The 21811-nt window shown below is 67.5% G+C and carries 20 protein-coding genes and 1 other RNA gene; 9 read left to right on the top strand and 12 right to left on the bottom strand.

All coding sequences use genetic code 11. The features are described 5' to 3' along the window. Positions 1–96: 96 nt before the first annotated feature. The 3 genes from G6N48_RS12660 (at position 97) to G6N48_RS12670 (ending at position 4179) form a co-directional block, all read left to right on the top strand. Positions 97–510: a hypothetical protein gene (locus G6N48_RS12660; RefSeq protein WP_232066613.1), complete on the top strand. Its 414-nt coding sequence runs from the start codon at positions 97–99 to the stop codon at positions 508–510. Between the two features lie 184 nt (positions 511–694). Beyond that, positions 695–1252 carry an MmpS family transport accessory protein gene (locus G6N48_RS12665; RefSeq protein ID WP_085267842.1) on the top strand — a complete coding sequence of 186 codons (558 nt, stop codon included), beginning with the start codon at positions 695–697 and terminating at the stop codon, positions 1250–1252. Continuing rightward, on the top strand, positions 1249–4179 hold the full coding sequence (locus G6N48_RS12670) for an MMPL/RND family transporter (protein ID WP_085267841.1): 2931 nt from the start codon (positions 1249–1251) through the stop codon (positions 4177–4179). The genes G6N48_RS12665 and G6N48_RS12670 overlap by 4 nt, the downstream gene beginning before the upstream one ends. A 54-nt stretch (positions 4180–4233) precedes the next feature. Here G6N48_RS12670 and G6N48_RS12675 read toward each other — a convergent pair whose 3' ends face one another. Beyond that, positions 4234–5532, bottom strand: coding sequence for a cytochrome P450 (locus G6N48_RS12675; protein WP_085267840.1), 1299 nt, complete (start codon positions 5530–5532; stop codon positions 4234–4236). Between the two features lie 177 nt (positions 5533–5709). Here G6N48_RS12675 and G6N48_RS12680 point away from each other — a divergent pair, with 177 nt between their 5' ends. Then, positions 5710–6972, top strand: a complete 1263-nt coding sequence (locus G6N48_RS12680) for an ABC1 kinase family protein (protein ID WP_085267839.1) — start codon at positions 5710–5712, stop codon at positions 6970–6972. A gap of 102 nt (positions 6973–7074) precedes the next feature. Here G6N48_RS12680 and ssrA read toward each other — a convergent pair. From ssrA to prfB, 9 genes are all read right to left on the bottom strand, one after another. Continuing rightward, positions 7075–7442, bottom strand: a transfer-messenger RNA (tmRNA) gene (ssrA, locus tag G6N48_RS12685). Positions 7443–7621: 179 nt separating this feature from the next. Continuing rightward, complete coding sequence (locus G6N48_RS12690) at positions 7622–8584, bottom strand: hypothetical protein (protein WP_085267838.1); 963 nt, start codon at positions 8582–8584, stop codon at positions 7622–7624. Between the two features lie 135 nt (positions 8585–8719). Then, on the bottom strand, positions 8720–9565 hold the full coding sequence (locus G6N48_RS12695) for a maleylpyruvate isomerase family mycothiol-dependent enzyme (protein WP_085267837.1): 846 nt from the start codon (positions 9563–9565) through the stop codon (positions 8720–8722). A gap of 104 nt (positions 9566–9669) precedes the next feature. Continuing rightward, complete coding sequence (smpB, locus tag G6N48_RS12700; protein ID WP_085267836.1) at positions 9670–10179, bottom strand: SsrA-binding protein SmpB; 510 nt, start codon at positions 10177–10179, stop codon at positions 9670–9672. A gap of 2 nt (positions 10180–10181) precedes the next feature. Further along, positions 10182–11075 carry a permease-like cell division protein FtsX gene (ftsX, locus tag G6N48_RS12705; protein ID WP_085267835.1) on the bottom strand — a complete coding sequence of 298 codons (894 nt, stop codon included), beginning with the start codon at positions 11073–11075 and terminating at the stop codon, positions 10182–10184. Then, positions 11076–11765 (bottom strand): cell division ATP-binding protein FtsE, encoded by a 690-nt coding sequence (gene ftsE, locus G6N48_RS12710; protein ID WP_085267834.1) that lies wholly within the window; start codon positions 11763–11765, stop codon positions 11076–11078. A gap of 43 nt (positions 11766–11808) precedes the next feature. Further along, entirely contained in the window at positions 11809–12291 is a 483-nt protein-coding gene (locus tag G6N48_RS12715) for a hypothetical protein (protein WP_085267833.1), read from the bottom strand. After that, positions 12288–13286 (bottom strand): mechanosensitive ion channel family protein, encoded by a 999-nt coding sequence (locus tag G6N48_RS12720; RefSeq protein ID WP_085267832.1) that lies wholly within the window; start codon positions 13284–13286, stop codon positions 12288–12290. Before G6N48_RS12720 ends, G6N48_RS12715 begins: the two co-directional genes overlap by 4 nt. Further along, positions 13276–14397 carry a peptide chain release factor 2 gene (prfB, locus tag G6N48_RS12725; protein WP_085267831.1) on the bottom strand — a complete coding sequence of 374 codons (1122 nt, stop codon included), beginning with the start codon at positions 14395–14397 and terminating at the stop codon, positions 13276–13278. The genes G6N48_RS12720 and prfB overlap by 11 nt, the downstream gene beginning before the upstream one ends. Before the next feature lie 107 nt (positions 14398–14504). On the opposite strand from prfB, the gene G6N48_RS12730 reads away from it, so the two are divergent. Beyond that, positions 14505–15863, top strand: a complete 1359-nt coding sequence (locus G6N48_RS12730) for an FAD-dependent oxidoreductase (RefSeq protein WP_085267830.1) — start codon at positions 14505–14507, stop codon at positions 15861–15863. Between the two features lie 7 nt (positions 15864–15870). Here G6N48_RS12730 and G6N48_RS12735 read toward each other — a convergent pair whose 3' ends face one another. Next, positions 15871–16668 carry a universal stress protein gene (locus G6N48_RS12735; protein WP_085267829.1) on the bottom strand — a complete coding sequence of 266 codons (798 nt, stop codon included), beginning with the start codon at positions 16666–16668 and terminating at the stop codon, positions 15871–15873. A gap of 131 nt (positions 16669–16799) precedes the next feature. Continuing rightward, positions 16800–17141, bottom strand: a complete 342-nt coding sequence (locus G6N48_RS12740) for a hypothetical protein (protein WP_085267828.1) — start codon at positions 17139–17141, stop codon at positions 16800–16802. Positions 17142–17164: 23 nt separating this feature from the next. On the opposite strand from G6N48_RS12740, the gene hisN reads away from it, so the two are divergent. The 4 genes from hisN (at position 17165) to G6N48_RS12760 (ending at position 21736) form a co-directional block, all read left to right on the top strand. Then, complete coding sequence (gene hisN, locus G6N48_RS12745; RefSeq protein ID WP_085267827.1) at positions 17165–17956, top strand: histidinol-phosphatase; 792 nt, start codon at positions 17165–17167, stop codon at positions 17954–17956. 78 nt (positions 17957–18034) lie between these two features. Continuing rightward, entirely contained in the window at positions 18035–19450 is a 1416-nt protein-coding gene (locus G6N48_RS12750) for an acyl-CoA dehydrogenase family protein (RefSeq protein WP_085267826.1), read from the top strand. 42 nt (positions 19451–19492) lie between these two features. Continuing rightward, entirely contained in the window at positions 19493–20698 is a 1206-nt protein-coding gene (locus G6N48_RS12755; RefSeq protein ID WP_085267825.1) for an acyl-CoA dehydrogenase family protein, read from the top strand. A gap of 66 nt (positions 20699–20764) precedes the next feature. Next, positions 20765–21736 carry an NADPH:quinone oxidoreductase family protein gene (locus tag G6N48_RS12760; protein ID WP_085267824.1) on the top strand — a complete coding sequence of 324 codons (972 nt, stop codon included), beginning with the start codon at positions 20765–20767 and terminating at the stop codon, positions 21734–21736. Positions 21737–21811: the final 75 nt, after the last annotated feature.

Genomic DNA, 21811 nt, shown 5'->3' on the forward strand with positions numbered 1-21811 from the left:
CGTTCGGCGATTACCTACCTCGTCGCGGCGATGCTCGCAATTGCACTTCAATCGTGCAGCGCCATAAGGAATGTCAGCGAAGGGGTGACCAACCCGATGACTCCGGACCAGTCCAAGGCCCAGGTGATCGACGCGGCCCGCGAGATCGCCACCACCTTGGCTCTGAAAAACGTGTCAGGCAACTTCAAACGCGAATCGTGTAACGACCAGGCCGTCGCGCCCTTTCGGGGCCGAGTCGTCCTCGACTACGAGCACGCACCCACCCTGGAAGCATCCCAAGCCGAGATCCAGCAGATGGTCACCACGCTCAAACAGCACGGCTGGCAAGCCCCGGGGGACTTCCACACCCACGCTCCCGCGCTCAGTAAGCGGGGCGCCACCGCCGTATTCGATCCCTACTCTCCAGTCCAGAATGCCGGCGGGTCCATCACCATCTACGGGGAATGCAAAGACATGACCACCAAGGAGAACACCAACCCCGAACCCATACCACCAGGTGAGTTGGCGTAAGCCGGCTCGCCGAGATGCCGGTGAGAGTAACTCGGCGCCGCAGACCAGCTGATCGTGCGGGCATGCAGACCCATCCCTGGGACATGGCACGCGAAATTGCCTACACATGTGCGTAGAGTGACTAACCTGACGTATAGCTCAGCTAATAGTCGAGCATCACGTGTCACTGATGAGGGAAGCGCCCATGACGACGACTGAGCCAAGGACCGACCCGTTGACGAAACCAGACTCTGGCCGCCGCGAGGGCGCAGCGGCGACGGGCCGGCCGCCCAAGCGCAGACTTCTGACGGGTCTGTTCACCCGGTTCTGGCTCGTCCTCACCATTGCAGCCGTCGTCGCGCTGTCCGGATTCGTCGTCTACCGCCTGCACAACATCTTCGGCGTTCACCGCGGTTCGTTCGGTGGCGGCACCTCGGGCGAGGTCCTCGACCAGTTCAACGCCAAGACGATCACGCTCGAGGTCTGGGGCTCACCGGGCAGCACGGCGACCATCAACTACCTCGACGAGAACTCCCATCCGCAGCAGGCCCTCAACGTGCCCTTGCCCTGGAGTAAAGTCCTGAGTTCGACGAAGCCCGGCATCCCGGCAAACCTGATGGCGCAAGGGGACGGCAGTTGGATCGCGTGCCAATTCGTCGTGAACAACCACGACGGGCACGGTGACGTCATCAAGGCTCCTAATCACTCACCCCCCAACGAAACGGTGAATGCCTTCGTCTACTGCCTGGACAAGTCCGCATGAGCGAGGCAGGCGAGGCCCCGCCGCGCGTCGACCAGCCGCTGATCCCGCCGTTCCTGCCGCGGATGATCCACCGGCTGGCGCTGCCGATCGTCCTGGTGTGGTTGGGCATCGTGTTCGTCACCAACACCATCTCGCCGCAGTTGGAGGTAGTCGCCAAAACTCACTCGGTGTCGATGAGTCCGACTGCCGCGGCGTCCTTTCAGTCGATGATGAAGGTCGGCTCGACGTTCAAAGAGTTCAACTCCGACAACTCGGCCATGATCTTGCTGGAGGGCGACAAGCCACTCGGGGCCGAAGCGCACCGCTACTACGACGAGATCGTCAGGCGCGCCGAGCAAGACAAGAAGCACGTTCAGCACGTGCAAGATTTCTGGAGTGATCCGCTGACGGCGGCGGGTTCCCAGAGCCACGATCAAAAGGCCGCGTACGTCCAAGTTTACCTCGCCGGCAACATGGGCAGCGGGGAGGCCAACGAGTCTGCCCTGGCCCTGCGCAAGATCGTGGACTCGGTGCCCGCACCACCGGGAATCAAGGCGTACGTCACCGGCCCGGGACCGCTGTTCGCCGATCAGTCCCGTGCGGGCGAGAAGGGCGTCATGGTCGTCACTCTCATCACTTTCTTGGTGATCGTGGTGATGCTGCTGTTCGTCTACCGCTCGGTCATCACCATGATGATCATGCTGGCGATGGTGTTCATCGAGTTGCTCGCGGCTCGGGGCGTTGTCGCGACGCTCGGTAACTACGGAGTCATGGGGCTTTCCACGTTCGCCAACAACATGCTGGTGCTGATGGCGATCGCCGCCGGGACCGATTACGCGATCTTCGTGGTCGGCCGTTACCACGAGGCGCGCGGCCTCGGCGAGACCCGCGAACAGGCGTTCTACACCATGTTCCACAGCACGGCCCATGTCGTGCTCGGGTCGGGATTGACCATCGCCGGCGCCATGTACTGCCTGAGCTTCTGCCGGCTGCCCTACTTCGAGTCGCTAGGGGTGCCGTGTGCGGTCGGCATGCTGGTCGCGGTGTTGGCGGCTTTGACGCTGGGCCCGGCGGTTCTGACCGTGGCGAGCTTTTTCAAACTGCTGGACCCGAAGCGAACGCTGCAAACGCGCGGCTGGCGTCGCATCGGCACCGCGGTCGTCCGCTGGCCCGCACCGGTTCTGGCGGTGACCATCGGGGTCGCATTGGTTGGTCTGCTCGCCCTGCCCGGTTACAAGACGGACTACGACAACCGCCACTTCCTGCCGGCGGACACCCCGGCCAATGTCGGTTATGCCGCCGCGGACCGGCACTTCGACCAGGCTCGGCTCAATCCTGAGCTGTTGATGATCGAGACCGATCACGACCTGCGCGATCCGGCCGATTTCCTGGTCCTGGACAAGGTGGCCAAGGCGATCTTCCGCATCCCCGGTATCGGCCGGGTGCAGACCATCACCCGGCCGTTGGGCACGCCGCTGGACCACAGCACGCTGGGTTTCCAGATGGGCGCCCAGGCCGCGGGCCGGATTCAGACTGAGCATTACCAGGAAGAGCAGGCGACCGCGCTGCTCAAGCAGGCCGACGAGTTGCGCAAGACGATGGCGACCCTGCACGAGCAGATGAAGGTGACCCAGGACCTGAGCAACACCACGCACGAAACCGTCAAGCTGACCAGAGAGACCGTGCAGATCACCGAGGCGTTGCGCGACGACATCGCCAACTTCGACGACTTCTTCCGGCCACTTCGCAGTTACTTCTACTGGGAGAAGCACTGCTACGACGTTCCGATCTGCTGGGCGCTGCGGTCCGTCTTCAACGCGCTCGACGGCATCGACCAGGTGGCGCAGAACATCGTCAACCTCAGCGCGAACCTGGACAAGCTGGACAAGATCCAGCCGCAGCTGGTGGCGCTGATACCGCCGCAGATCGAGAGCCAGCAGCACAACCTCGACACCATCATGTCGAACTACGCGACCACGAAAGGTCTCAACGACCAGGCGAAAGCGCAATCCGACAACGCCACCGCCGAAGGTGATGCGTTCGACAAGGCCAAGAACGACGACACCTTCTACCTGCCGCCGGAGGCGTTCAAGAGTCCGGATTTCGCGCGGGGTCTCAAGCAGTTCATCTCCCCGGACGGGCACTCTGTTCGGTTGATCATCTCGCACGAGGGCGACCCGGCGACTCCCGAGGGCATCAGCCACGTCGAGCCGATCAAGCAGGCCGTGCACGAGGCGATCAAGGGCACGCCCTGGGAGGGTGCCAAGGTCTACCTCGGCGGTACCGCCGCGACGTACAAGGACATGCACGACGGCTCCGCGATCGACCTGATGATCGCCGGAATTGCCGCGGCCACACTGATTTTCGTCATCATGCTGGTGATCACCCGAAGCGTCGTGGCGGCCGTCGTCATCGTCGGTACGGTGTTGCTGTCGCTGGGCGCCTCGTTCGGACTTTCCGTGCTCGTATGGCAGTACATCCTGGGCATCAAGTTGCACTGGATGGTGCTGGCGATGGCGATCATCCTGCTGCTGGCAGTCGGCTCGGACTACAACCTGCTGCTGATTTCGCGGTTCAAGGAGGAAATCCACGCGGGGCTCAGGACGGGGACGATCCGCGCGATGGCCGGTTCGGGCTCGGTGGTGACCTCCGCGGGTCTGGTGTTCGCCGCCACCATGGCTACGTTCATGTTCAGCCCGCTGCTGGTGATGGCCCAGGTGGGTACGACGATCGCGCTGGGTCTGCTGTTCGACACCTTGATCGTGCGGTCGTTCATGACGCCGTCGCTGGCCACCCTGCTCGGGCGCTGGTTCTGGTGGCCGCAGCACGTGCGTCCGCGGCCGGCGAGCACCATGCTGCGGCCGTACGGACCGCGTCCCGCCGTGCGTGAGTTGATCCTCAACGACGTCGACGAGCACCCGCCGGGCGGACTGGTCAAGAAGCGCTGATCGCGGTTGCGGCTTGCCCGAGTGCGGCGGACGGCGACAACAGGGACGTCGTGCTTAGGCCGCCACGTCCAGGCTCGTGAGCCCGCGCAGCACCGGATTCGCCCGGTACACCGGCCGGTCCTCCAGGAGCGAGAGCCCCGGGAACCGCTTCGTCAGCATGTCGAACGCGAGCCGCGCCTCGAGCCGCGCGAGCGGCGCCCCGAGGCAGAAGTGCGTGCCGAACCCGAACGCGAGGTGCGGGTTCGGTTCGCGCGCGAGGTCGAGCTGGTCGGGGTCGTCGAACATGTCGGGGTCGTGGTTCGCCGCGCCGATGCTCACCAGCACGAGAGAGCCCTCCGGGATCACATGGTCGTCGATCGCGACGTCTTCGAGCGCGACGCGTACCGTCGCCTGCACGGGCCCGTCGTAGCGGAGCAGCTCTTCGATCGCGGTCGGGAGCAGCGCGGGCTCGTTGCAGAGCCGCTTCCACTGATCGGGCTCGCGCAACAGGGCGAGCGTGCCATTGCCGATCAGGTTCGTCGTCGTCTCGTGGCCGGCAAGCAGCAGCAGGTTGCCGGTCGCGAGCAGCTCGGCGTCGGTGAGCGCATCGCGCTCCTCCTGAGCCGCGATCATCGCGCTGATCAGGTCCTCGCGCGGCGCGCGGCGGCGGGCGGCGATGATGTCGGCGAGGTAGTCGAAGATCTGGCGCGCCGCCTCGCTGCCGGTCGCGCGCGCCTCCGCGTTCGGCGACGCGAAGCCGTTGATCATCGCGCTCGACCACTGACGGAACTGACGGTGGTCCTCGACCGGGACGCCGAGCAGCTCGGCGATCACGATCGCCGGGAGCGGCTCGGCGACGTCGTGGATCAGGTCGAAGGTGCCCTTGGCCTGCGCTTCGTCGGCGAGCTCGCGGACGATCGCCTCGATGTGGTCGCGCAGCGCGGCGATGCGTTTGGGGGTGAAGGCCTTGTTGACGAGCTTGCGGACGCGCGTGTGGTCGGGCGGGTCCATGATCAGCATCGAGCGCATGCCAGTCGCGCTCTGGCGCAGGAACTCCGGCATGCGGTCGAGGTTGTCGCGCATGAGCGGCGCGCGCATGCGCTCGACCGAGAAGCGCGGGTCGCGCAACGCCGAGTGGACGTCGCGGTAGCGCGTGAGCATCCACATGCCGGGGCCGGTGTAGTTCGCCGGGACCGGCACCTCGAGCACGGGCCGCACGGTGCGGATCACGGAGTAGACCGGGTAGGGATTCTCGAGCGAGCCGGCGCTGCGCAGCGGCAGGAGCAGGTCGAAGTCGCCGGAACCGTCAGAAGAAGGAAGGGGTGACGACCGGTCAGGAGAGGGCGCGGTGCGCTGCCAGGCAGGAGACGTCATGGCGGATCCTCTGGGCGAGCACAGTGTTGAGAATGACCGACTGACCAGTCACACTAGCATCGTGCCGACGACCGCCTCAAACGCGCGCGACGCGTTCTACGAGCTATCTCTACCCCGATAGCCGGGGCGCGCTGCCGCTTCGTGATCCGGCACTTTCGAGTCGTCCGAGCCCTGCGCGTGGCGCTCGCGGTCGTGCGCGTCCTGCCCCGATATCTGCTGCTCCTGGCGCGCGATCGCACCGCTCGCCGGCCGACGACCGATGCAGACTGGCAGCGCGCGCACCGCGCGGCGGCCCGCGAAGTCAAGCGCGTCGCGCTCTCGCTGGCCGGCGGCTTCACCAAGGCCGCCCAGATGCTGGGCGCGCGGGCCGACTTCTTCCCGGCGCCCTTCGTCGAGGAGCTGAGCCAGTTCCACGACGCGGTGCCGCCGCGGCCCTTCGAGACGCTGCGGCCGCTCGTCGAGCGCGACCTCGGCCGCCCGCTCGACGAGGTCTTCGCGACGATCGATCGCCGGGCCCTCGCCGCCGCTTCGTTGGCGCAAGTGCACCGCGCGACGCTGCGCGATGGCGGCCAGGTCGTCCTGAAGATCCGCTATCCCGAGGTCTCGAGGATCATCCCGCTCGACCTCGGCCTGCTGCGCCGCGTCGTCGGGATCGTCATGCTCGTGCAGCGGCGCATCGACATGCGGGCGCTCGTCACCGAGACGACGCGTTTCATCGAGCTCGAGCTCGACTTCGCGCGCGAGGCGCGCTCGACCGAGCGGCTCGCGCAGAACCTCACCGAGCTGCCCTTCGTGGTCGTCCCGCGCGTCCATCCGGAGCTGTGCGGCGACAACGTGATCGTGCTCGAGTACCTGGAGGGCATCCAGGTCGCGCGCACGAAGGAGCTGGTCGCGGCAGGCCACAAGCTCCCGGAGATCGCGCGCAAGATCGGCGCGCTCTACGGCACGATGATCTTCGAGCAGGGCTTCTTCCACGGGGATCCACACCCCGGGAACCTACTGATCCTGCCCGACGGCCGGATCGGCCTTCTCGACTTCGGCTTGGCCAAGGAGCTGCCGCCCGGCTTCGCGCGGCTCGTCGCGACGATGATGGTCTGTTCGATGATCGGCGACTCGCGATCCGCGTTCGCCGCGGCCGAGCAGCTCGGCTTCGACGTCGCCTCGATGAAACCTGACAACCTGCGCTCGCTGATGCTGATGACGATCGGCGACAGCGACACCGAGGCTGGCTTCTTCCAGATCCTGGGCGAGACGAGCCTGCGCAAGATCCCGGAGGACTTCGCGCTCGTCGGGCGCACGCTGATCCTGCTGAACGGGCTCTCACACCGGCTCGCGCCCGGGCGCCGGTTGATCCAGGCCGAGCTACTGAAGCACCTCGCCGCGGGCGCAGCCCGGACAGACGCCGACGAGCCGGCCCCGACGGCGCCCAGGTCGATGTAGCCGGCTCCGGGGACGAGTGAGGCCCCTCCCCAGTGCCTACCCGACGGATGTCGACGAGATGTTGGTACTGGCCAGAGCTTATCGCTTTGGCCAGTAAATTTTCGGTGGAGCTGCCGGGAATCGAACCCGGGTCCTACGGCATTCCCTCAAGACTTCTCCGTGCGCAGTCCGCTATGCCTCTGCTCGGATCTCCCGGTCACGCGAACCAGCCGAGATGACGATCCCAGTCGCTGTTGGTGTCCCGATGAGTCCCGCGACCGAACTCATCGGTGGATCCCTCTAGCTGACGCCAGGGTCCGGGTCGAGGGCTCTCCCGGTCTGACGGACTAGCTGTCGCTTAGGCAGCGAGAGCGTAGTCGCGCTGAACTGAATCGGCGCTTATCTGTTTGCAACGACGCTTACGGTGGTCTCTTGCCTGCACCGGCACGCTTCCCTTGATTCGATGCGCGAAGTCGAAACCTTTCAGCCCCTTGTACTTGCGCTTCGAGCATCCCCGCCGGCTTTCGGCAGGACTATCAATGGTACGACGGTATCAACTCCCGGGGACAGTCCATTGTTCCGCGTCGTTTCCGAGTCGTTTCCGTGCCGGGCCACGGTCGGGTGACGAGTGCCCCGGCCTCGCGGGCCGGGGCACTCGTGAACTCACCGATCAGTTGATACCGACGACTTCCTGCGCGATCGCCGCGACGCGCGTTTGCGCGGCCGAGATAATCCGCTGCCGGTTCTTGTGCGCCTCCTCGTACGCGATGATCACCCGCACGTCGTGGGGAGCGGTCAGTTCCTTGATCGCGGCCACGGCGTCGCTGACGTTGAGGTCGTCGTAGTCGCGGATGGGCAGCTCCTTGGCGTCGAGAACCCCGACGGTGGCGCGGCCCGAGTGCAGCGCGTCGGCGGCCCGCACGGCCCCTTCGGAACGGGTGACCCGCTCCGCGGCCTGCAGCGCGGCGTTCTGCGAGGCGGACAACGCCTTCGCGGCAATCTCGCCGGCGTGGCCGCCACGCTTGACCAGGTCGTTCAGCGCGGGGCCGGTGGAGCGCAGAGCGTCCACGGCCCTGTCGACGCCGCGCGCGGACCAGGTGGCCGGCAGGTTGAACAGCTTGACCGCCGTACCGGCGGCCGCCTGCAGCGGCGTGCGGCGCAGCGCGGCGGGGCCGCCGAGCGCGTCTTCGGCCAGCACGGTGGTCAGCCAGTCCACGGTCGCCTGGTGGGCGGTGATCAGCTGGGTCGCCAGCTCCTCGACGTCCGGGAGCTTCGCGGCGACTGCCAGCGCCTTGGCGTAGCGCGCCCGGTCCAGCAGTTGGCTTTCGAGCGCAAGGTCGCCCAGCAGCGCCTCGTCGAACGGCTCAGCCTGCTCGGTCAGCGCCTTGACGGCGGCGGCGGCGCGACCCAGGAACGGGCCGATCACGTCGGGGAATCCGCCCAATTCCCGAATCGCCGACTCGATGGCCTCGGCCCGCTTGCGACCGTTGGCGGCGTTCTGCGACAGTTCGCGGCGCACGGCGTCGGTGCGAGCCTGAACGGTGCGGGTCTCGGCGATCTGGATTTCAGTGTTGGTCAGATCCAACAGCGTGCGTAGCTGAGCGAGCAGCCTGGTCGTATCGGGTGAAGTCATAAGTCTTCCAGCCTCCGGGAGTCGATGATTCGGCGCTGACTGCGCCTCTACAAACCGGCTACCCGGGCCCCTCCAACGTCATACGCGTGTCGGCCCGCTGTGACGAACGTCGCATTTTCGCGGTTGACGCAGCGGTCAGATCACGAAGTTCAGGTGCTCGACGACCTGCGCGGCCAGGTCTTTGTCGCCGCCGAGTTCGATGTTCTGGGGCCTGGCGCCGCACATCGGGCGCCCCCCGCACAGCCTGGTGAACTGCAGCGAGTCGAGCTTGATCGTCGCCGTGGCCTCCTGGCCGCCGAAGTCCTCGACCGTTCGGGCGCGGCCGTCGACGCTCACCCGGATGCTGCGGGCCGCCGGGCCGGTCAGCTCGAACAACACCCGCGAACCGTCGGGCGCCTTGGCCTTCTTGCCCACGACGTAACCCATCGTGGCGGCGATCTCGTCCAGGGACAACCGGGTCGCCGCCGTGTCGAGCTGCTCATCCGTGGACGGCCGCGCCAGCGCCTCACGAATGTCCTGCTCGTGCATCCAGCAGTCGAACACCCGCACCCGCATGAACCGCCCGTAGCTTTCGGGGCCCACGGGTGTCGGTGTCACCGCGTCCCAGTCGTCCTCGGACATCGCCGTCAGGGCCTCGCGGCGGTCTGCGGTCACCGACTCGAACCGTGCGAGCACGTCGGCGCCCGATTCCGCACTGAGGTGACGCACCCAGCACTCGTTCATCACCCCGACGTCGTTGCGTACATGCTCGAGCGCGGAGCAATCGGTGTCGGGCTGGGGCGCGGGCACACCGCCCAGGAACGACTCGGTGCCGATCATGTGCGACACCACCGCCTTGACGTCCCAGCCGGGCAGCGGGCTCGCCGCTGACCACTGCCCCTCGGGCAGCCCGCCCAGCAGCGCCGCGATGCCGTCCCACACCCCGAAGAGGCCGGCGAGCACCTCGGACTTGTCGACTCTGGTCACCGCGCGATCGGCCATAGCAGGATCCTACGACCGCTAGTTCGCGGCGATCATCGCCACCGATGCCATGGCCATGACCATGCCGTACGTGACGGCCGACAGCTCGGCGAAGGCGGCGCCGATCAGTTCATGCCCTTGGCTCGGCGGCCCATTTCACGGACCACTTCGCGCTGGGCGTCGCGGCGGGCCATGTCCTGGCGTTTGTCGTACGCTCGCTTGCCGCGCGCGAGCGCAAGTTCGACCTTGACCTTGCCCTCTGAGAAATACAGTGACAGTGGCATCAGCGTGAGGTTACCATCTCGTATCTTGCCGATCAGGTTGTCGATTTGGTGCCTGTGTAACAACAACTTTCGGTTGCGACGAGGTTCATGGTTGGTCCAGCTACCGTGCTGGTACTCGGGGATGTACAAGTTGCGCAGCCACACTTCGCCGTCGTCGACGGTTGCGAAAGCGTCGGCCAGAGACGCATGTCCCTCGCGCAGGCTCTTCACCTCGGTGCCGAGCAGAGACACTCCTGCCTCGAAGAGCTCGATGATCGAGTAGTTATGCCGCGCTTTGCGATTGGTGGCGATGATCTGTTTGCTGCCACGTTTGCCGCCAGCCGCCTTGCCCCCACCGGACTTGTTGGCCACAGCTAACGCCGGATGTACAGACGCAATGTCGCGTAGGCGGTCAGACCGGCCATCGACACGCCGAGCAGCAGGAGCCACGGGGAGATGTACAGGATGTCGGCGTAGTCCACTCGTGCGATCAAATTGGCTTGGTAGAACTGGTTCAACGCATTTTCCAGGAACAACGCCCGCACCAGCACCAGGCCGGCGATCGCGATCACCACACCGACGGCGGCGGCGAACATCGCCTCCACCAGGAAGGGCAGCTGGGTATACCAGCGGCTGGCCCCGACCAGGCGCATGATCCCGATCTCGGTGCGGCGCGTGTACGCCGCCACCTGGACCATGTTGGCAATCAACAGAATCGCCCCGACGGCCTGCACCAGGGCGACGGCGAACGCCACCCGACTCAGGCCGTCCAGGACCGCGAACAGCCGGTCGATCAGGTCTTTCTGGTTCAGCACGGACAGCACCCCCGGCTGGCCCTGCATCGCCATGTCAAAGTCCTTGTGCTGCTCGGGATTGTTCAGCTTGACAATGAAAGATGCCGGAAATGAATCCTTTCCGGCGACGTCCTTGTACTGCGGGAACTTGCGAATCGCGTCCTCGTAGGCGTCGTTGCGGTTCAGGAATCGCACCGACTTGACGTCCTCGCGCCCTTCGATCTTCTGCCGCAGCGCCTTACACGGGTCGGCGGTGCACGACGGGTCGTTGGCGGAGACGTCCTCGGTGAGGAAGACCTGCGTCTCGACGCGGTCGAGGTAGATGCTGCGGGAGTTCTCGGCCAGCCGGACCACCAGCAGCCCGCCGCCGAACAGGCCGATCGAGATCGCGGTGGTGAGGATCATCGCCGCCGTCATGGTGACGTTGCGGCGAAGCCCGGTCAGGACCTCGTTGAGCAGGAAGCCGAAGCGCACTTAGCGGTCCATCCCGTAGATGCCGCGCTGTTCGTCGCGCACCAGCCGGCCCAGGGACAGCTCGACGACCCGCTGCCGCATCGAGTCGACGATGTGGTGGTCGTGTGTGGCCATCAGCACGGTCGTTCCCGTGCGGTTGATGCGCTCCAACAAATCCATGATGTCCTTACTGGTGTCCGGGTCGAGGTTGCCAGTCGGCTCGTCGGCCAGCAGCACCAGGGGCCGGTTGACGAACGCCCGGGCGATCGCCACGCGCTGTTGCTCGCCACCGGACAGCTCGCTGGGCAGCCGGTTGGCCTTCCCGGACAGGCCGACGGTCTCGAGCACCTCGGGTACCACCCGGTTGATCGTGTCGGTTCGCCTGCCGATGACCTCCAGCGCGAAGGCGACGTTCTCGTACACCGTCTTCTGCTGCAGCAGGCGGAAATCCTGGAAGACACAACCGATCACCTGACGCAGCTTCGGCACGTGCCGGCCCGGCAGCTTGTTGACGTGGAACTTCGAGACCCGGACGTCACCGGCCGTCGGGTTCTCCTCCCCCAGCAGCAGCCGCATGAACGTCGATTTACCCGAACCCGACGGGCCGATCAGGAAGACGAACTCACCCTTGTCGATTTTGACGTTGACGTCCTCTAACGCCGGCCGTGCCGACGCTTTGTACTTCTTGCTGACATGGTCCAGGGTGATCATCACGGCACGCCAGTGTAGCGGCGAGCTGCTCGGGCGGGCGTAATCAACTTGCTGGCGGCTGCGAACTCGGCGCCGGTCCGGGCCCCGGTTGCGGCAGTTCCGGCGGCGGTGGCGTCGTGGGGGTGGCGCTCGGAGGGCAGAACGGCGGGGGCAGCAGGCACGGCAGCTGGGGCAGCGGGAACGGGGGCGTGGTGGTGGTCGTCGGGGGCGGCACGGTGGTGGTGGGCGAAGGCGTCGTGGTGGTCGGAGTCGGCGTCGGCGTGTAGCGCACCGTCGGTGCCGGCTCCTGCACACGGCTGCGCGGGACCCAGGTGTAGTTCGGGTCGGGCACGAAGCCCGGCGGCACCACCTGGGCCGGCGGCTTCGGCTCCGCTTCCGGGCGGTAGGTGTCGTAGACCCACCACACGGCCACGAAGACGACGATCAGGACCAGCGTCGACGTGCGCACCCGGCCGCCGAACAGACGACTCCAGCGTCGCTCCGTGCCGTCGCTGCGCTTCTCGAGGTTGCTCAGCGAGAACTTCACCGTGGTTGCACCGCACCCTTGGCGTCATCGGTGGCGCGCGCCGCCTCCGCGGCCTGGGCCACCGCGACGGACGGCCCCTCCACCAGGCCCACGGTCGCGTCGGCCGCGGTCATGATGCCGACGCGGGCCAGCGCCCGGATGACCAGGAAGCGCAGCTGCCGGCCAACCTCGAACTGCTTGCCGGGCAGCGTGCGGGCCACCATCCGCAGTGTGACCGTGTCTACCTGGATGCTCTCCACGCCCATCACGGTCGGGGCGTCCAGCAGCAGGTCGCCCAGCACCGGGTTGTCCATGGCGCGTTCGCATTCCTGGTGCAGGACCTCGTTGACCTGGTTGAGGTCCGCGCTGGTCGACACCGGGATGTCCACGACCGCGCGCGCCCAGTCCTTGGACAGGTTGACGACCTTGACGATCTGGCCGTTGGGGATGGTCAACACCTCACCATCCGGTGAGCGCAGCCGGGTCACCCGTAACGTCACGTTCTCGACGGTGCCGCTGGCCTCCGTCGCCGACACGACGGTGAGGGTGACCAGGTCGCCGAAGCCATACTGTTTCTCCGCCAGGATGAAGAAGCCGGAGAGCAGGTCCCGCACCAGCTGTTGAGCGCCGAAACCCAGCGCGGCTCCCACCACGGTGGCCGGCGCAACCAGCCCGGTCACCGAAAACTGCAGGATGTCGGCGATCTGCATGATCACCCAGACGCCGATGATGACGATCGACACCCACGAGATCACCGATGCCACGGCCTGGCGGTGCTTGGTGGCTTCCGAGCGCACCAGCGCATCGCTTTCGGCGAACCCGATGTCCAACTGCCGGGTCACCTGCTGGGCGACCCAGTTGACGAAGCGGGCCGCCAGCACCGCCGCGATCAGCACCATGACGATGCGCAGGCCGCGGGTGATCACCCACTCACCCAGCTCGCCGCGCCAGAAGTCGTGCCAGCGCTGCGTCGCAGAGGCCGTGGTTACGGCAAGAACAGTGGTATTACTCGTCATCTTTTCGGTTGCGCCACCGGATTCCCGCTTCCAGGAACCCGTCGATGTCTCCGTCCAATACGGCCGCCGGATTGCCCACCTCGTAGTCGGTGCGCAGATCCTTGACCATCTGATAGGGCTGCAGCACGTAGGAACGCATCTGGTTGCCCCAGGAGCTGCCGCCCTCACCCTTCAACGCGTCCAGCTCGGCGCGTTCTTCTAAACGCTTGCGTTCCAACAACTTAGCCTGCAGCACTCGCATCGCCGAGATCTTGTTCTGCAGTTGCGACTTCTCGTTCTGGCAAGTCACGACAATACCCGTTGGTATGTGCGTCAAACGCACCGCGGAGTCGGTGGTGTTCACCGACTGCCCGCCCGGGCCGCTCGAGCGGTAAACGTCAACCCGCACATCGCCTTCCGGGATGTCGATGTGGTCGGTGGTCTCCACCACCGGCAGCACCTCGACTTCGGCAAACGATGTCTGACGCCGGCTCTGGTTGTCAAACGGGCTGATGCGGACCAGCCGGTGGGTGCCCTGTTCGACCGACAGAGTTCCGTAGGCGAACGGCGCGTGCACCGCGAAGGTCGCGCTCTTGATGCCCGCTTCCTCGGCGTAGGAGGTGTCGAAAACCTCGACGGGATACTTGTGTTGTTCGGCCCAGCGGACATACATCCGCATCAGCATCTCGGCCCAGTCGGCGGCGTCGACCCCGCCGGCGCCGGAACGGATGGTGACCAGGGCCTCGCGCTCGTCGTACTCGCCGGAGAGCAGGGTGCGCACCTCGGTGGCCTCGATGTCGGCGCGCAGCGCCTTGAGCTCCGCGTCGGCCTCGGCCTGCGCTTCCAATCTGCCGGCCGCGTCGTCACCCTCCTCGGCGGCGAGCTCGTAGAGCACCGGCAGGTCGTCGAGGCGCTGCCGCAACTGCTCGATGCGCCGCAGCTCGCCTTGGGCGTGGGACAACTGGCTGGTGACGCGCTGGGCGTGGGCCTGGTCGTCCCACAGGTTGGGGTCGGACGCCTCCTGCTCGAGTTTCTCGATGCGGACGCGCAAACCGTCCACATCGAGCACCCGCTCCACCGTGGTCAGGGTGGCGTCGAGGGCGGCGATGTCGGCTTGACGGTCGGGTTCCACAGGCGACCACGTTACCGTCGGCCCTGATCGCGGCGAGTGCTCAGGTCGCGCGCGCGATGGCACCGTTTAGCATCGAGTGACGATCACGAACGGAAGGGCTGGACGGCATGCGCCCCTATCACGTCGCCATCGTCGGCTCGGGACCGTCGGGCTTCTTTGCCGCGGCTTCCCTGCTCAAGGCGGCCGACGCCGCGGACTTCGACGTGGCGGTCGACATGCTCGAGATGCTGCCGACGCCCTGGGGCCTGGTGCGCTCCGGGGTCGCACCCGATCACCCCAAGATCAAGTCGATCAGCAAACAGTTCGAGAAGACGGCCCAGGACCCCCGGTTCCGCTTCTTCGGCAACGTCGTGGTCGGCGAACACGTGCAGGCCGACGAACTCGCCGACCGCTACGACGCCGTCGTCTACGCCGTCGGCGCGCAATCCGACCGCGCGCTGAACATCCCCGGCGAGAACCTGCCGGGCAGCATCGCCGCCGTCGACTTCGTCGGCTGGTACAACGCCCACCCGAACTTCGAGCACGCCACGCCCGACCTGTCGGGCGCCCGCGCCGTCGTGGTCGGCAACGGCAACGTCGCCCTCGACGTCGCACGCATCCTGGTCACCGACCCCGAGGAGCTGCGGCGCACCGACATCGCCGATCACGCGCTGGAGTCGCTGGGACCCTGCGGCGTCGAGGAAGCGGTGGTCATCGGCCGGCGCGGGCCGCTGCAGACTGCCTTCACCACGCTGGAGCTGCGCGAGCTCGGCGACTTGGACAACGTCGACGTCGTCGTCGACCCCGCCCAGTTGGAGGGCATCACCGACGAGGAGGCCGCCGCGGCGGGCAAGACGGCCAAACTGAACATCGCCGTCATGCGCGACTACGCGGGACGCGCACCGCGTCCGGGCCACCGGCGCATCGTGCTGCGCTTCATGACGTCCCCGATCGAGGTCAAGGGCCGCGACAGGGTGGAGAGCATCGTGCTGGGCCGCAACGAACTGGTCAAGGACGACAGCGGACGGGTGGTGGCCAAGGACACCGGTGAGCGCGAGGAGCTGCCGGTGTCCCTGATCGTGCGGTCCGTCGGGTACCGGGGCGTGCCGACGCCCGGGCTGCCGTTCGACGAGAAGACCGCGACGATCCCCAACATCGGCGGGCGGGTGCAGGGCCGGCGCAACGACTACGTCGTCGGGTGGATCAAGCGCGGGCCCACCGGTGTGATCGGCACCAACAAGAAGGACTCGCAGGACACCATCGACACCCTGCTGGGCGACCTGCGCGGGGCCGGTCAGCTCGCCGCGTTCCCCGCAGACCATGCCGACCGGTTGGCCGACTGGCTGGCCGAGCGTCAGCCCAAGCTGATCACCACCGCCCACTGGGACGTCATCGACCGCCACGAGCGCTCGGCCGGCGAACCGCACGGACGCCCCCGCGTCAAGCTGCCGAGCCTGGAAAAGCTGCTACACATCGGGCACGGCTAGGCGCCGCTCACAGGTTCTTGGACCGTACGGCCAGAACCGAGCGTCCGGCGTTGTGCGCACCGCACACGTCGAAACATGCGAGCGAGTCGGTGACCAGCAACTGATCCGGTTCGTCGTTGGCGGCCAGATACCGGTCGACGCTCCCCCGCACATTGACGCACTCGACCCGCACGTCGGGGAAAGACCGTACCCACCGGGCCATCCGCCGGTCCAATTCCGCTTGCGCCAATCGCTTTTCGTCCGCGTCGTCCGGCACACCGGCCGGGGTCACCGAGACGACGAGCAGCGGGACGCGCCGCAGGCGGGCCTCCTCGAAAGCGTGCCGCAGCACCGCGCCGTCGGACGCCTGCACCACCACCCGGGCAACCTTGAGAGCACGCGGCCGGGCCGCGGGCCGCCCGATGACCGCCACCGGGCACAGGGCCGCGGCAGCCAGGGCGGCCGAGATCGAGCCGACGCCGCGGTGAGCGCTGTTGAGCCCGACGGCCCCCACGCAGATCAGCGCCGCCGACCTCGACTCCTCGACCAGCTTGGCGAGCGGCTTGCCCGTGACGATCTCGGTCTCGATCTTGACCGGCTTCTCGTTGAACTCGACGGCCCGGCGGGCGTCGTACAACGCCGCGCGGCCCGCAGCCACCCGGGTCTCGTGGATGCCGGCGCCGGAGTACTGCGACGGCTCTACCACGTACACGAGCCGCAGCGCGATGTCCCGGCTGATCGCCTCGTCGACCGCCCAGCGCGCCGCGTTGATGGCCGCTTTCGACCCGTCGACGCCGACGACCACCGTCGGTGCTGGATGCGACATCGCGGTCTCCTCTGCCGGTCGGAGCGGCCGGCCCGCAGCCGCCACCACGAGCCACGCTATTGAGGAAAACGCCGCCGGCCCAGGGCAATGGGTCCACAATCGGGTGCCATTGGTCCCTATCCGCGAACGCCTCAGACCGTGGGCGGCGCTTCCGGCGCGAACCTGAAGTTGTCGGGATTCTTCGGCGAGTACACCACCGGCATCAGCTGGCCCATGGTCGGCCACTGCGCCCCGGGCTGGTCGAGGTTGACGGCCATGCGTTGATAGACCGCGTATTCGCTGACGGTGGGCCCGTTGATGACGCCGGAGATGGTGACGAACTGCTCACCGGTGGCGTCGGGTCGCGGGCTGACGCCGGTCACCAGCAGCGTGCCGCTGCACTGCTCGCCGCGCGGGCCGCGAGGAAAGAAGCGCTGGGCCAGGGCCACGGCGAAGACGCCGGCCAGCAGGAGCAACACACCGTATTCCCACATTCGGCCATGGTAGGACTGCTGGCATGAATCGGGACGACCTGGCGCTGGCGCTGACGCTGGCCGACCGCGCGGACGCGGTGACATCCGCCCGGTTCGGCGCGCTCGACCTGCGCGTCGACACCAAGCCGGACCTGACCCCGGTGACCGACGCCGACCGCGCGGTCGAGGCCGGCCTGCGCGAAGTGCTCGCGCGCGAGCGCCCGGGCGACAGCGTCCTCGGCGAGGAGTTCGGCGGCACCGCCGCCTTCACCGGGCGGCAGTGGATCATCGATCCGATCGACGGCACCAAGAACTTTGTGCGCGGCGTGCCGGTGTGGGCCAGCCTGATCGCGCTGCTCGAGGACGGCGTCCCGGTCGTGGGCGTGGTCAGCGCGCCTTGCCTGCAGCGGCGATGGTGGGCCGCGAGCGGCCAGGGCGCGTTTGTCGCGGTCGGCGGCGGCCCGCCGCGTCGGCTGGCCGTTTCGTCTGTGGCAGAGCTCAATTCGGCGAGCCTGAGTTTCTCCAGCCTGTCCGGGTGGGCGCAGCGCGGCCTGCGCGAGCGGTTCGTCGCGTTGACCGACGCCACGTGGCGGGTGCGCGCCTTCGGCGATTTCTTCTCCTACTGCCTGCTCGCGGAGGGCGCCGTCGACATCGCCGCCGAACCCGAGGTGTCGGTCTGGGACCTGGCCGCGCTGGACATCGTGGTGCGCGAGGCGGGCGGCATTCTCACCGCGCTCGACGGCACCCCGGGACCGCACGGCGGCAGCGCCGTCGCCACCAACGGGCTCCTGCACGCGCAGGTGCTCGCACGCCTTGACCCCGGTGTTGTGAATTAGCTAACAGGCGGAGGCTTCTATCTTACTCAGCAGTAAGATAGCCTTATCCGCATTGCCCCAACGACCGAGGCTGCTGACATGACCGACACCGTTTCCGGTTCACAGAAGACTTCCGAGCGACCCCGCACCAAACGGCGCGCCCGCAAGACCGGCCCCGAGAACGGCGTGGGGCTGCGGCCCCACAAGCGGACCGCTATCGACATCGCCATCGCGCTGATCACGCCGCTGGTCGGCCAGGAATTCCTGGACCGCTACCACCTGCGGGACCCGCTGAACGACGGCCTGCGCTACGGCACCAAGGCCATCTTCTCCACGACGGCCGCAACGGCCCGCCAGTTCAAGCGCGTCCAGAACCTGCGCGGCGGGCCGACCCGCCTGAAGTCCAGCGGCAAGGACTACTTCGACCTGACGCCCGACGACGACCAGAAGCTGATCGTCGAGACCGTCGACGAGTTCGCCGCGGAGATCCTGCGACCCGCCGCCCCCGACGCCGACGAGGCCGCCACCTACCCGCCCGACCTGATCGCCAAGGCCGCCGAGCTCGGCATCACCGCGCTCAACATCCCCGAGGACTTCGACGGCATCGCCGAACACCGCACCAGCGTGACCAACGTGCTGGTGGCCGAGGCGCTGGCATACGGGGACATGGGGCTGGCACTGCCGATCCTCGCCCCGGGCGGGGTGGCATCGGCGCTGACCCATTGGGGCAGCGCCGACCAGCAGGCCACCTACCTGCCGGAGTTCGCCGGTGAGAACGTGCCGCAGGCGTGCGTGGCGATCGCCGAGCCCCAGCCGCTGTTCGACCCGACCCGGCTGAAGACCACCGCGGTGCGCACGCCCAGCGGATACCGGCTCGACGGGGTCAAATCGCTGGTCCCCGCCGCGGCCGACGCCGAGCTCTTCGTCGTCGGCGCGCAACTGAACGGCAAGCCGGCGCTGTTCATCGTCGAGTCGTCGGCGAAAGGCCTTACGGTCAAACCGGATCCGAGCATGGGTCTGCGCGCGGCCGCCCTGGGCCACGTCGAGCTCTCGGGTGTGTCGGTGCCGCTGAGCGCGCGGCTCGGAGAGGACGGGGCGTCGGACCACGATTATTCCGAAGCGGTCGCACTGTCCCGGCTCGGCTGGGCGGCGCTGGCGGTCGGCACGTCGCACGCGGTGCTCGACTACGTCGTCCCGTACGTGAAGGAACGCGAGGCCTTCGGCGAGCCCATCGCCCGCCGCCAGGCGGTCGCCTTCATGTGCGCCAACATCGCCATCGAACTCGACGGGCTGCGGCTCATCACCTGGCGCGGAGCGGCGCGGGCCGAACAGGGCCTGACCTTCGTCCGCGAGGCCGCACTGGCCAAGCGGCTCGGGGCCGACAAGGGCATGCAGATCGGCCTGGACGGCGTGCAACTGCTCGGCGGCCACGGCTTCACCAAGGAACACCCCGTCGAGCGCTGGTACCGCGACCTACGGGCCATCGGCGTCGCCGAGGGCGTCACCGTCATCTGAGAGTCATCTAGGTAGTCATCGCATCGAGCCGAAAGTCTGATCATGGCAATCAATCTGGAACTGCCCCGCAAGCTGCAGTCGGTGGTGGTCACGACGCACCAGGGTGCCGCCGAGCTGATGCGGCCGATCGGCCGCAAGTACGACCTCGCCGAACACGCCTACCCCGTCGAGCTCGACACGCTGTTCAGCATGTTCGAGGGCGCCTCGGCCTCCAACGACATGGCGGGCGCCGACGCGCTGCGCGCCGAGGGGCAGGCCGGAGACGAGAACCGTAACGGCGCCAACATGGCCGCGCTGCTGCAGACGCTGGAGGCCAGCTGGGGCGACGTCGCGATGATGCTCTCGGTGCCCTACCAGGGACTGGGCAACGCGGCCATCTCCGCGGTCGCCACCGACGAGCAGCTCGAACGGCTCGGCAAGGTGTGGGCCGCGATGGCCATCACCGAGCCCGGCTTCGGCTCAGACTCGGCGGCGGTGTCGACGACCGCCAGGCTCGACGGCGACGAGTACGTCATCAACGGCGAAAAGATCTATGTCACAGCGGGTTCGCGCGCTACCCACATCGTCGTGTGGGCCACGCTGGACAAGTCGAAGGGCCGCGCGGCCATCAAGTCGTTCGTCGTCCCGCGCGAGCATCCCGGCGTCACCGTCGAGCGGCTCGAGCGCAAGCTCGGCATCAAGGGTTCCGACACCGCGGCGATCCGGTTCGACAACGTGCGGATCCCGAAGGAGAACATCCTCGGCAACCCCGAAATCGAAGAGGGCAAAGGCTTTTCGGGTGTGTTGGAGACCTTCGACAACACCCGGCCGATCGTGGCCGCCATGGCCATCGGTGTCGGCCGGGCCGCGCTGGAGGAGATCCGCAGGATCCTCACCGAGGCGGGGGTGGAGATCTCCTACGACCGCCCGTCGCACGCCCAGAGCGCCGCCGCCTCGGAGTTCCTGCGGATGGAGGCCGACTGGGAGGCCGCCTACCTGCTGGCGCTGCGCGCGGCCTGGCAGGCCGACAACAAGATCCCCAACTCCAAAGAGGCGTCCATGAGCAAGGCCAAGGCCGGCCGCATGGCCAGCGACGTGACGCTGAAGGCCGTCGAATTGGCCGGCACGGCAGGCTATTCCGAGCAGTCGCTGCTGGAGAAGTGGGCACGCGACTCGAAGATCCTCGACATCTTCGAGGGCACCCAGCAGATCCAGCAACTGGTGGTCGCCCGCCGCCTGCTGGGGTTGTCGTCGGCCGAGCTCAAGTAACCGGGACCGGCTGGGCGCTGGTGCGGGTCGCCGGCGCATTCCGAACCGAGATTAGGCTGTTCGACCATGCGCGCTATACGGGTGACCCGGCTTGACGGTCCGCATGCGGTCGAGTTGGCCGAGGTCGACGAACCCACCGGCGACGGCGTGGTGGTCGACGTGCACGCGGCAGGTGTGGCTTTTCCGGACGCTTTGCTCACCCGCGGCCTGTACCAGTACCGTCCGGATCCGCCGTTCGTGCTCGGGGCCGAGATCGCCGGCGTGGTCAGGTCGGCACCCGACGGCGCGCCGGTCGGCCCCGGTGACCGGGTGGTGGGCCTCACCATGCTCAGCGGCGGGATGGCCGAGGTTGCGGTGCTCTCCCCCGACCGCGTGTTCAAGCTGCCCGACAACGTCAGCTTCGAGGCCGGCGCCGGCCTGCTGTTCAACGACCTGACGGTGTACTTCGCGTTGACCGTCCGCGGGCGGTTGCAGCGCGGCGAGTCGGTGCTGGTGCACGGCGCGGCGGGCGGTATCGGGACGTCGACCCTGCGACTCGCGTCGGTGCTCGGGGCGGCGCGCACCGTCGCCGTGGTCAGCAACCAGGACAAGGCCCGGATCGCCACCGCGGCCGGCGCCACCGACGTGGTGCTGGCCGACGGTTTCAAGGATGCGGTGAAGGAGCTGACGGGCGGACGCGGCGTCGACATCGTCGTCGACCCGGTCGGCGGCGACCGGTTCACCGACTCCCTGCGCTCCCTGGCACCCGGCGGACGGCTGTTGGTCGTCGGCTTCACCGGCGGCGACATCCCCACGGTGAAGGTGAACCGGCTGCTGCTGAACAACATCGACGTCGTCGGCGTGGGGTGGGGCGCGTGGACGGGGACCCACCCGGGTGCGCTGGCCGAGCAGTGGGCCGGGCTCGAGCGGCTGCTGGCCTCCGGCGAGCTCGCACCCCCCGAGCCCGCGGTCTACCCGCTCGAGGACGCCGCCGCGGCGGTCGCGTCGCTGGAGAACCGCACCGCCGAGGGCAAGGTCGTTCTGCGCGTCCGCGATTGACGCGCGCCGGCTCTGTCACCGGTTGGCGGTCCTTGCGTCCGCCTCAAACCAAAAGTAATGTCACTTTCACTTCTG

Origin of the sequence: Mycobacterium parmense (assembly GCF_010730575.1) — a bacterium.
In the GTDB taxonomy this organism is placed as follows: Bacteria; Actinomycetota; Actinomycetes; order Mycobacteriales; family Mycobacteriaceae; genus Mycobacterium; species Mycobacterium parmense.

Excerpts from the sequence above, each read along its gene's own strand:
- G6N48_RS12660 (WP_232066613.1), top strand. The coding sequence starts at position 97 with ATGACTCCGGACCAGTCCAAGGCCCAGGTGATCGACGCGGCCCGCGAG.
- G6N48_RS12665 (WP_085267842.1), top strand. The coding sequence starts at position 695 with ATGACGACGACTGAGCCAAGGACCGACCCGTTGACGAAACCAGACTCT.
- G6N48_RS12670 (WP_085267841.1), top strand. The coding sequence starts at position 1,249 with ATGAGCGAGGCAGGCGAGGCCCCGCCGCGCGTCGACCAGCCGCTGATC.
- G6N48_RS12675 (WP_085267840.1), bottom strand. The coding sequence starts at position 5,532 with ATGACGTCTCCTGCCTGGCAGCGCACCGCGCCCTCTCCTGACCGGTCG.
- G6N48_RS12690 (WP_085267838.1), bottom strand. The coding sequence starts at position 8,584 with ATGACTTCACCCGATACGACCAGGCTGCTCGCTCAGCTACGCACGCTG.
- G6N48_RS12695 (WP_085267837.1), bottom strand. The coding sequence starts at position 9,565 with ATGGCCGATCGCGCGGTGACCAGAGTCGACAAGTCCGAGGTGCTCGCC.
- ftsE (WP_085267834.1), bottom strand. The coding sequence starts at position 11,765 with ATGATCACCCTGGACCATGTCAGCAAGAAGTACAAAGCGTCGGCACGG.
- G6N48_RS12720 (WP_085267832.1), bottom strand. The coding sequence starts at position 13,286 with ATGACGAGTAATACCACTGTTCTTGCCGTAACCACGGCCTCTGCGACG.
- G6N48_RS12730 (WP_085267830.1), top strand. The coding sequence starts at position 14,505 with ATGCGCCCCTATCACGTCGCCATCGTCGGCTCGGGACCGTCGGGCTTC.
- G6N48_RS12735 (WP_085267829.1), bottom strand. The coding sequence starts at position 16,668 with ATGTCGCATCCAGCACCGACGGTGGTCGTCGGCGTCGACGGGTCGAAA.
- G6N48_RS12740 (WP_085267828.1), bottom strand. The coding sequence starts at position 17,141 with ATGTGGGAATACGGTGTGTTGCTCCTGCTGGCCGGCGTCTTCGCCGTG.
- hisN (WP_085267827.1), top strand. The coding sequence starts at position 17,165 with ATGAATCGGGACGACCTGGCGCTGGCGCTGACGCTGGCCGACCGCGCG.
- G6N48_RS12750 (WP_085267826.1), top strand. The coding sequence starts at position 18,035 with ATGACCGACACCGTTTCCGGTTCACAGAAGACTTCCGAGCGACCCCGC.
- G6N48_RS12755 (WP_085267825.1), top strand. The coding sequence starts at position 19,493 with ATGGCAATCAATCTGGAACTGCCCCGCAAGCTGCAGTCGGTGGTGGTC.
- G6N48_RS12760 (WP_085267824.1), top strand. The coding sequence starts at position 20,765 with ATGCGCGCTATACGGGTGACCCGGCTTGACGGTCCGCATGCGGTCGAG.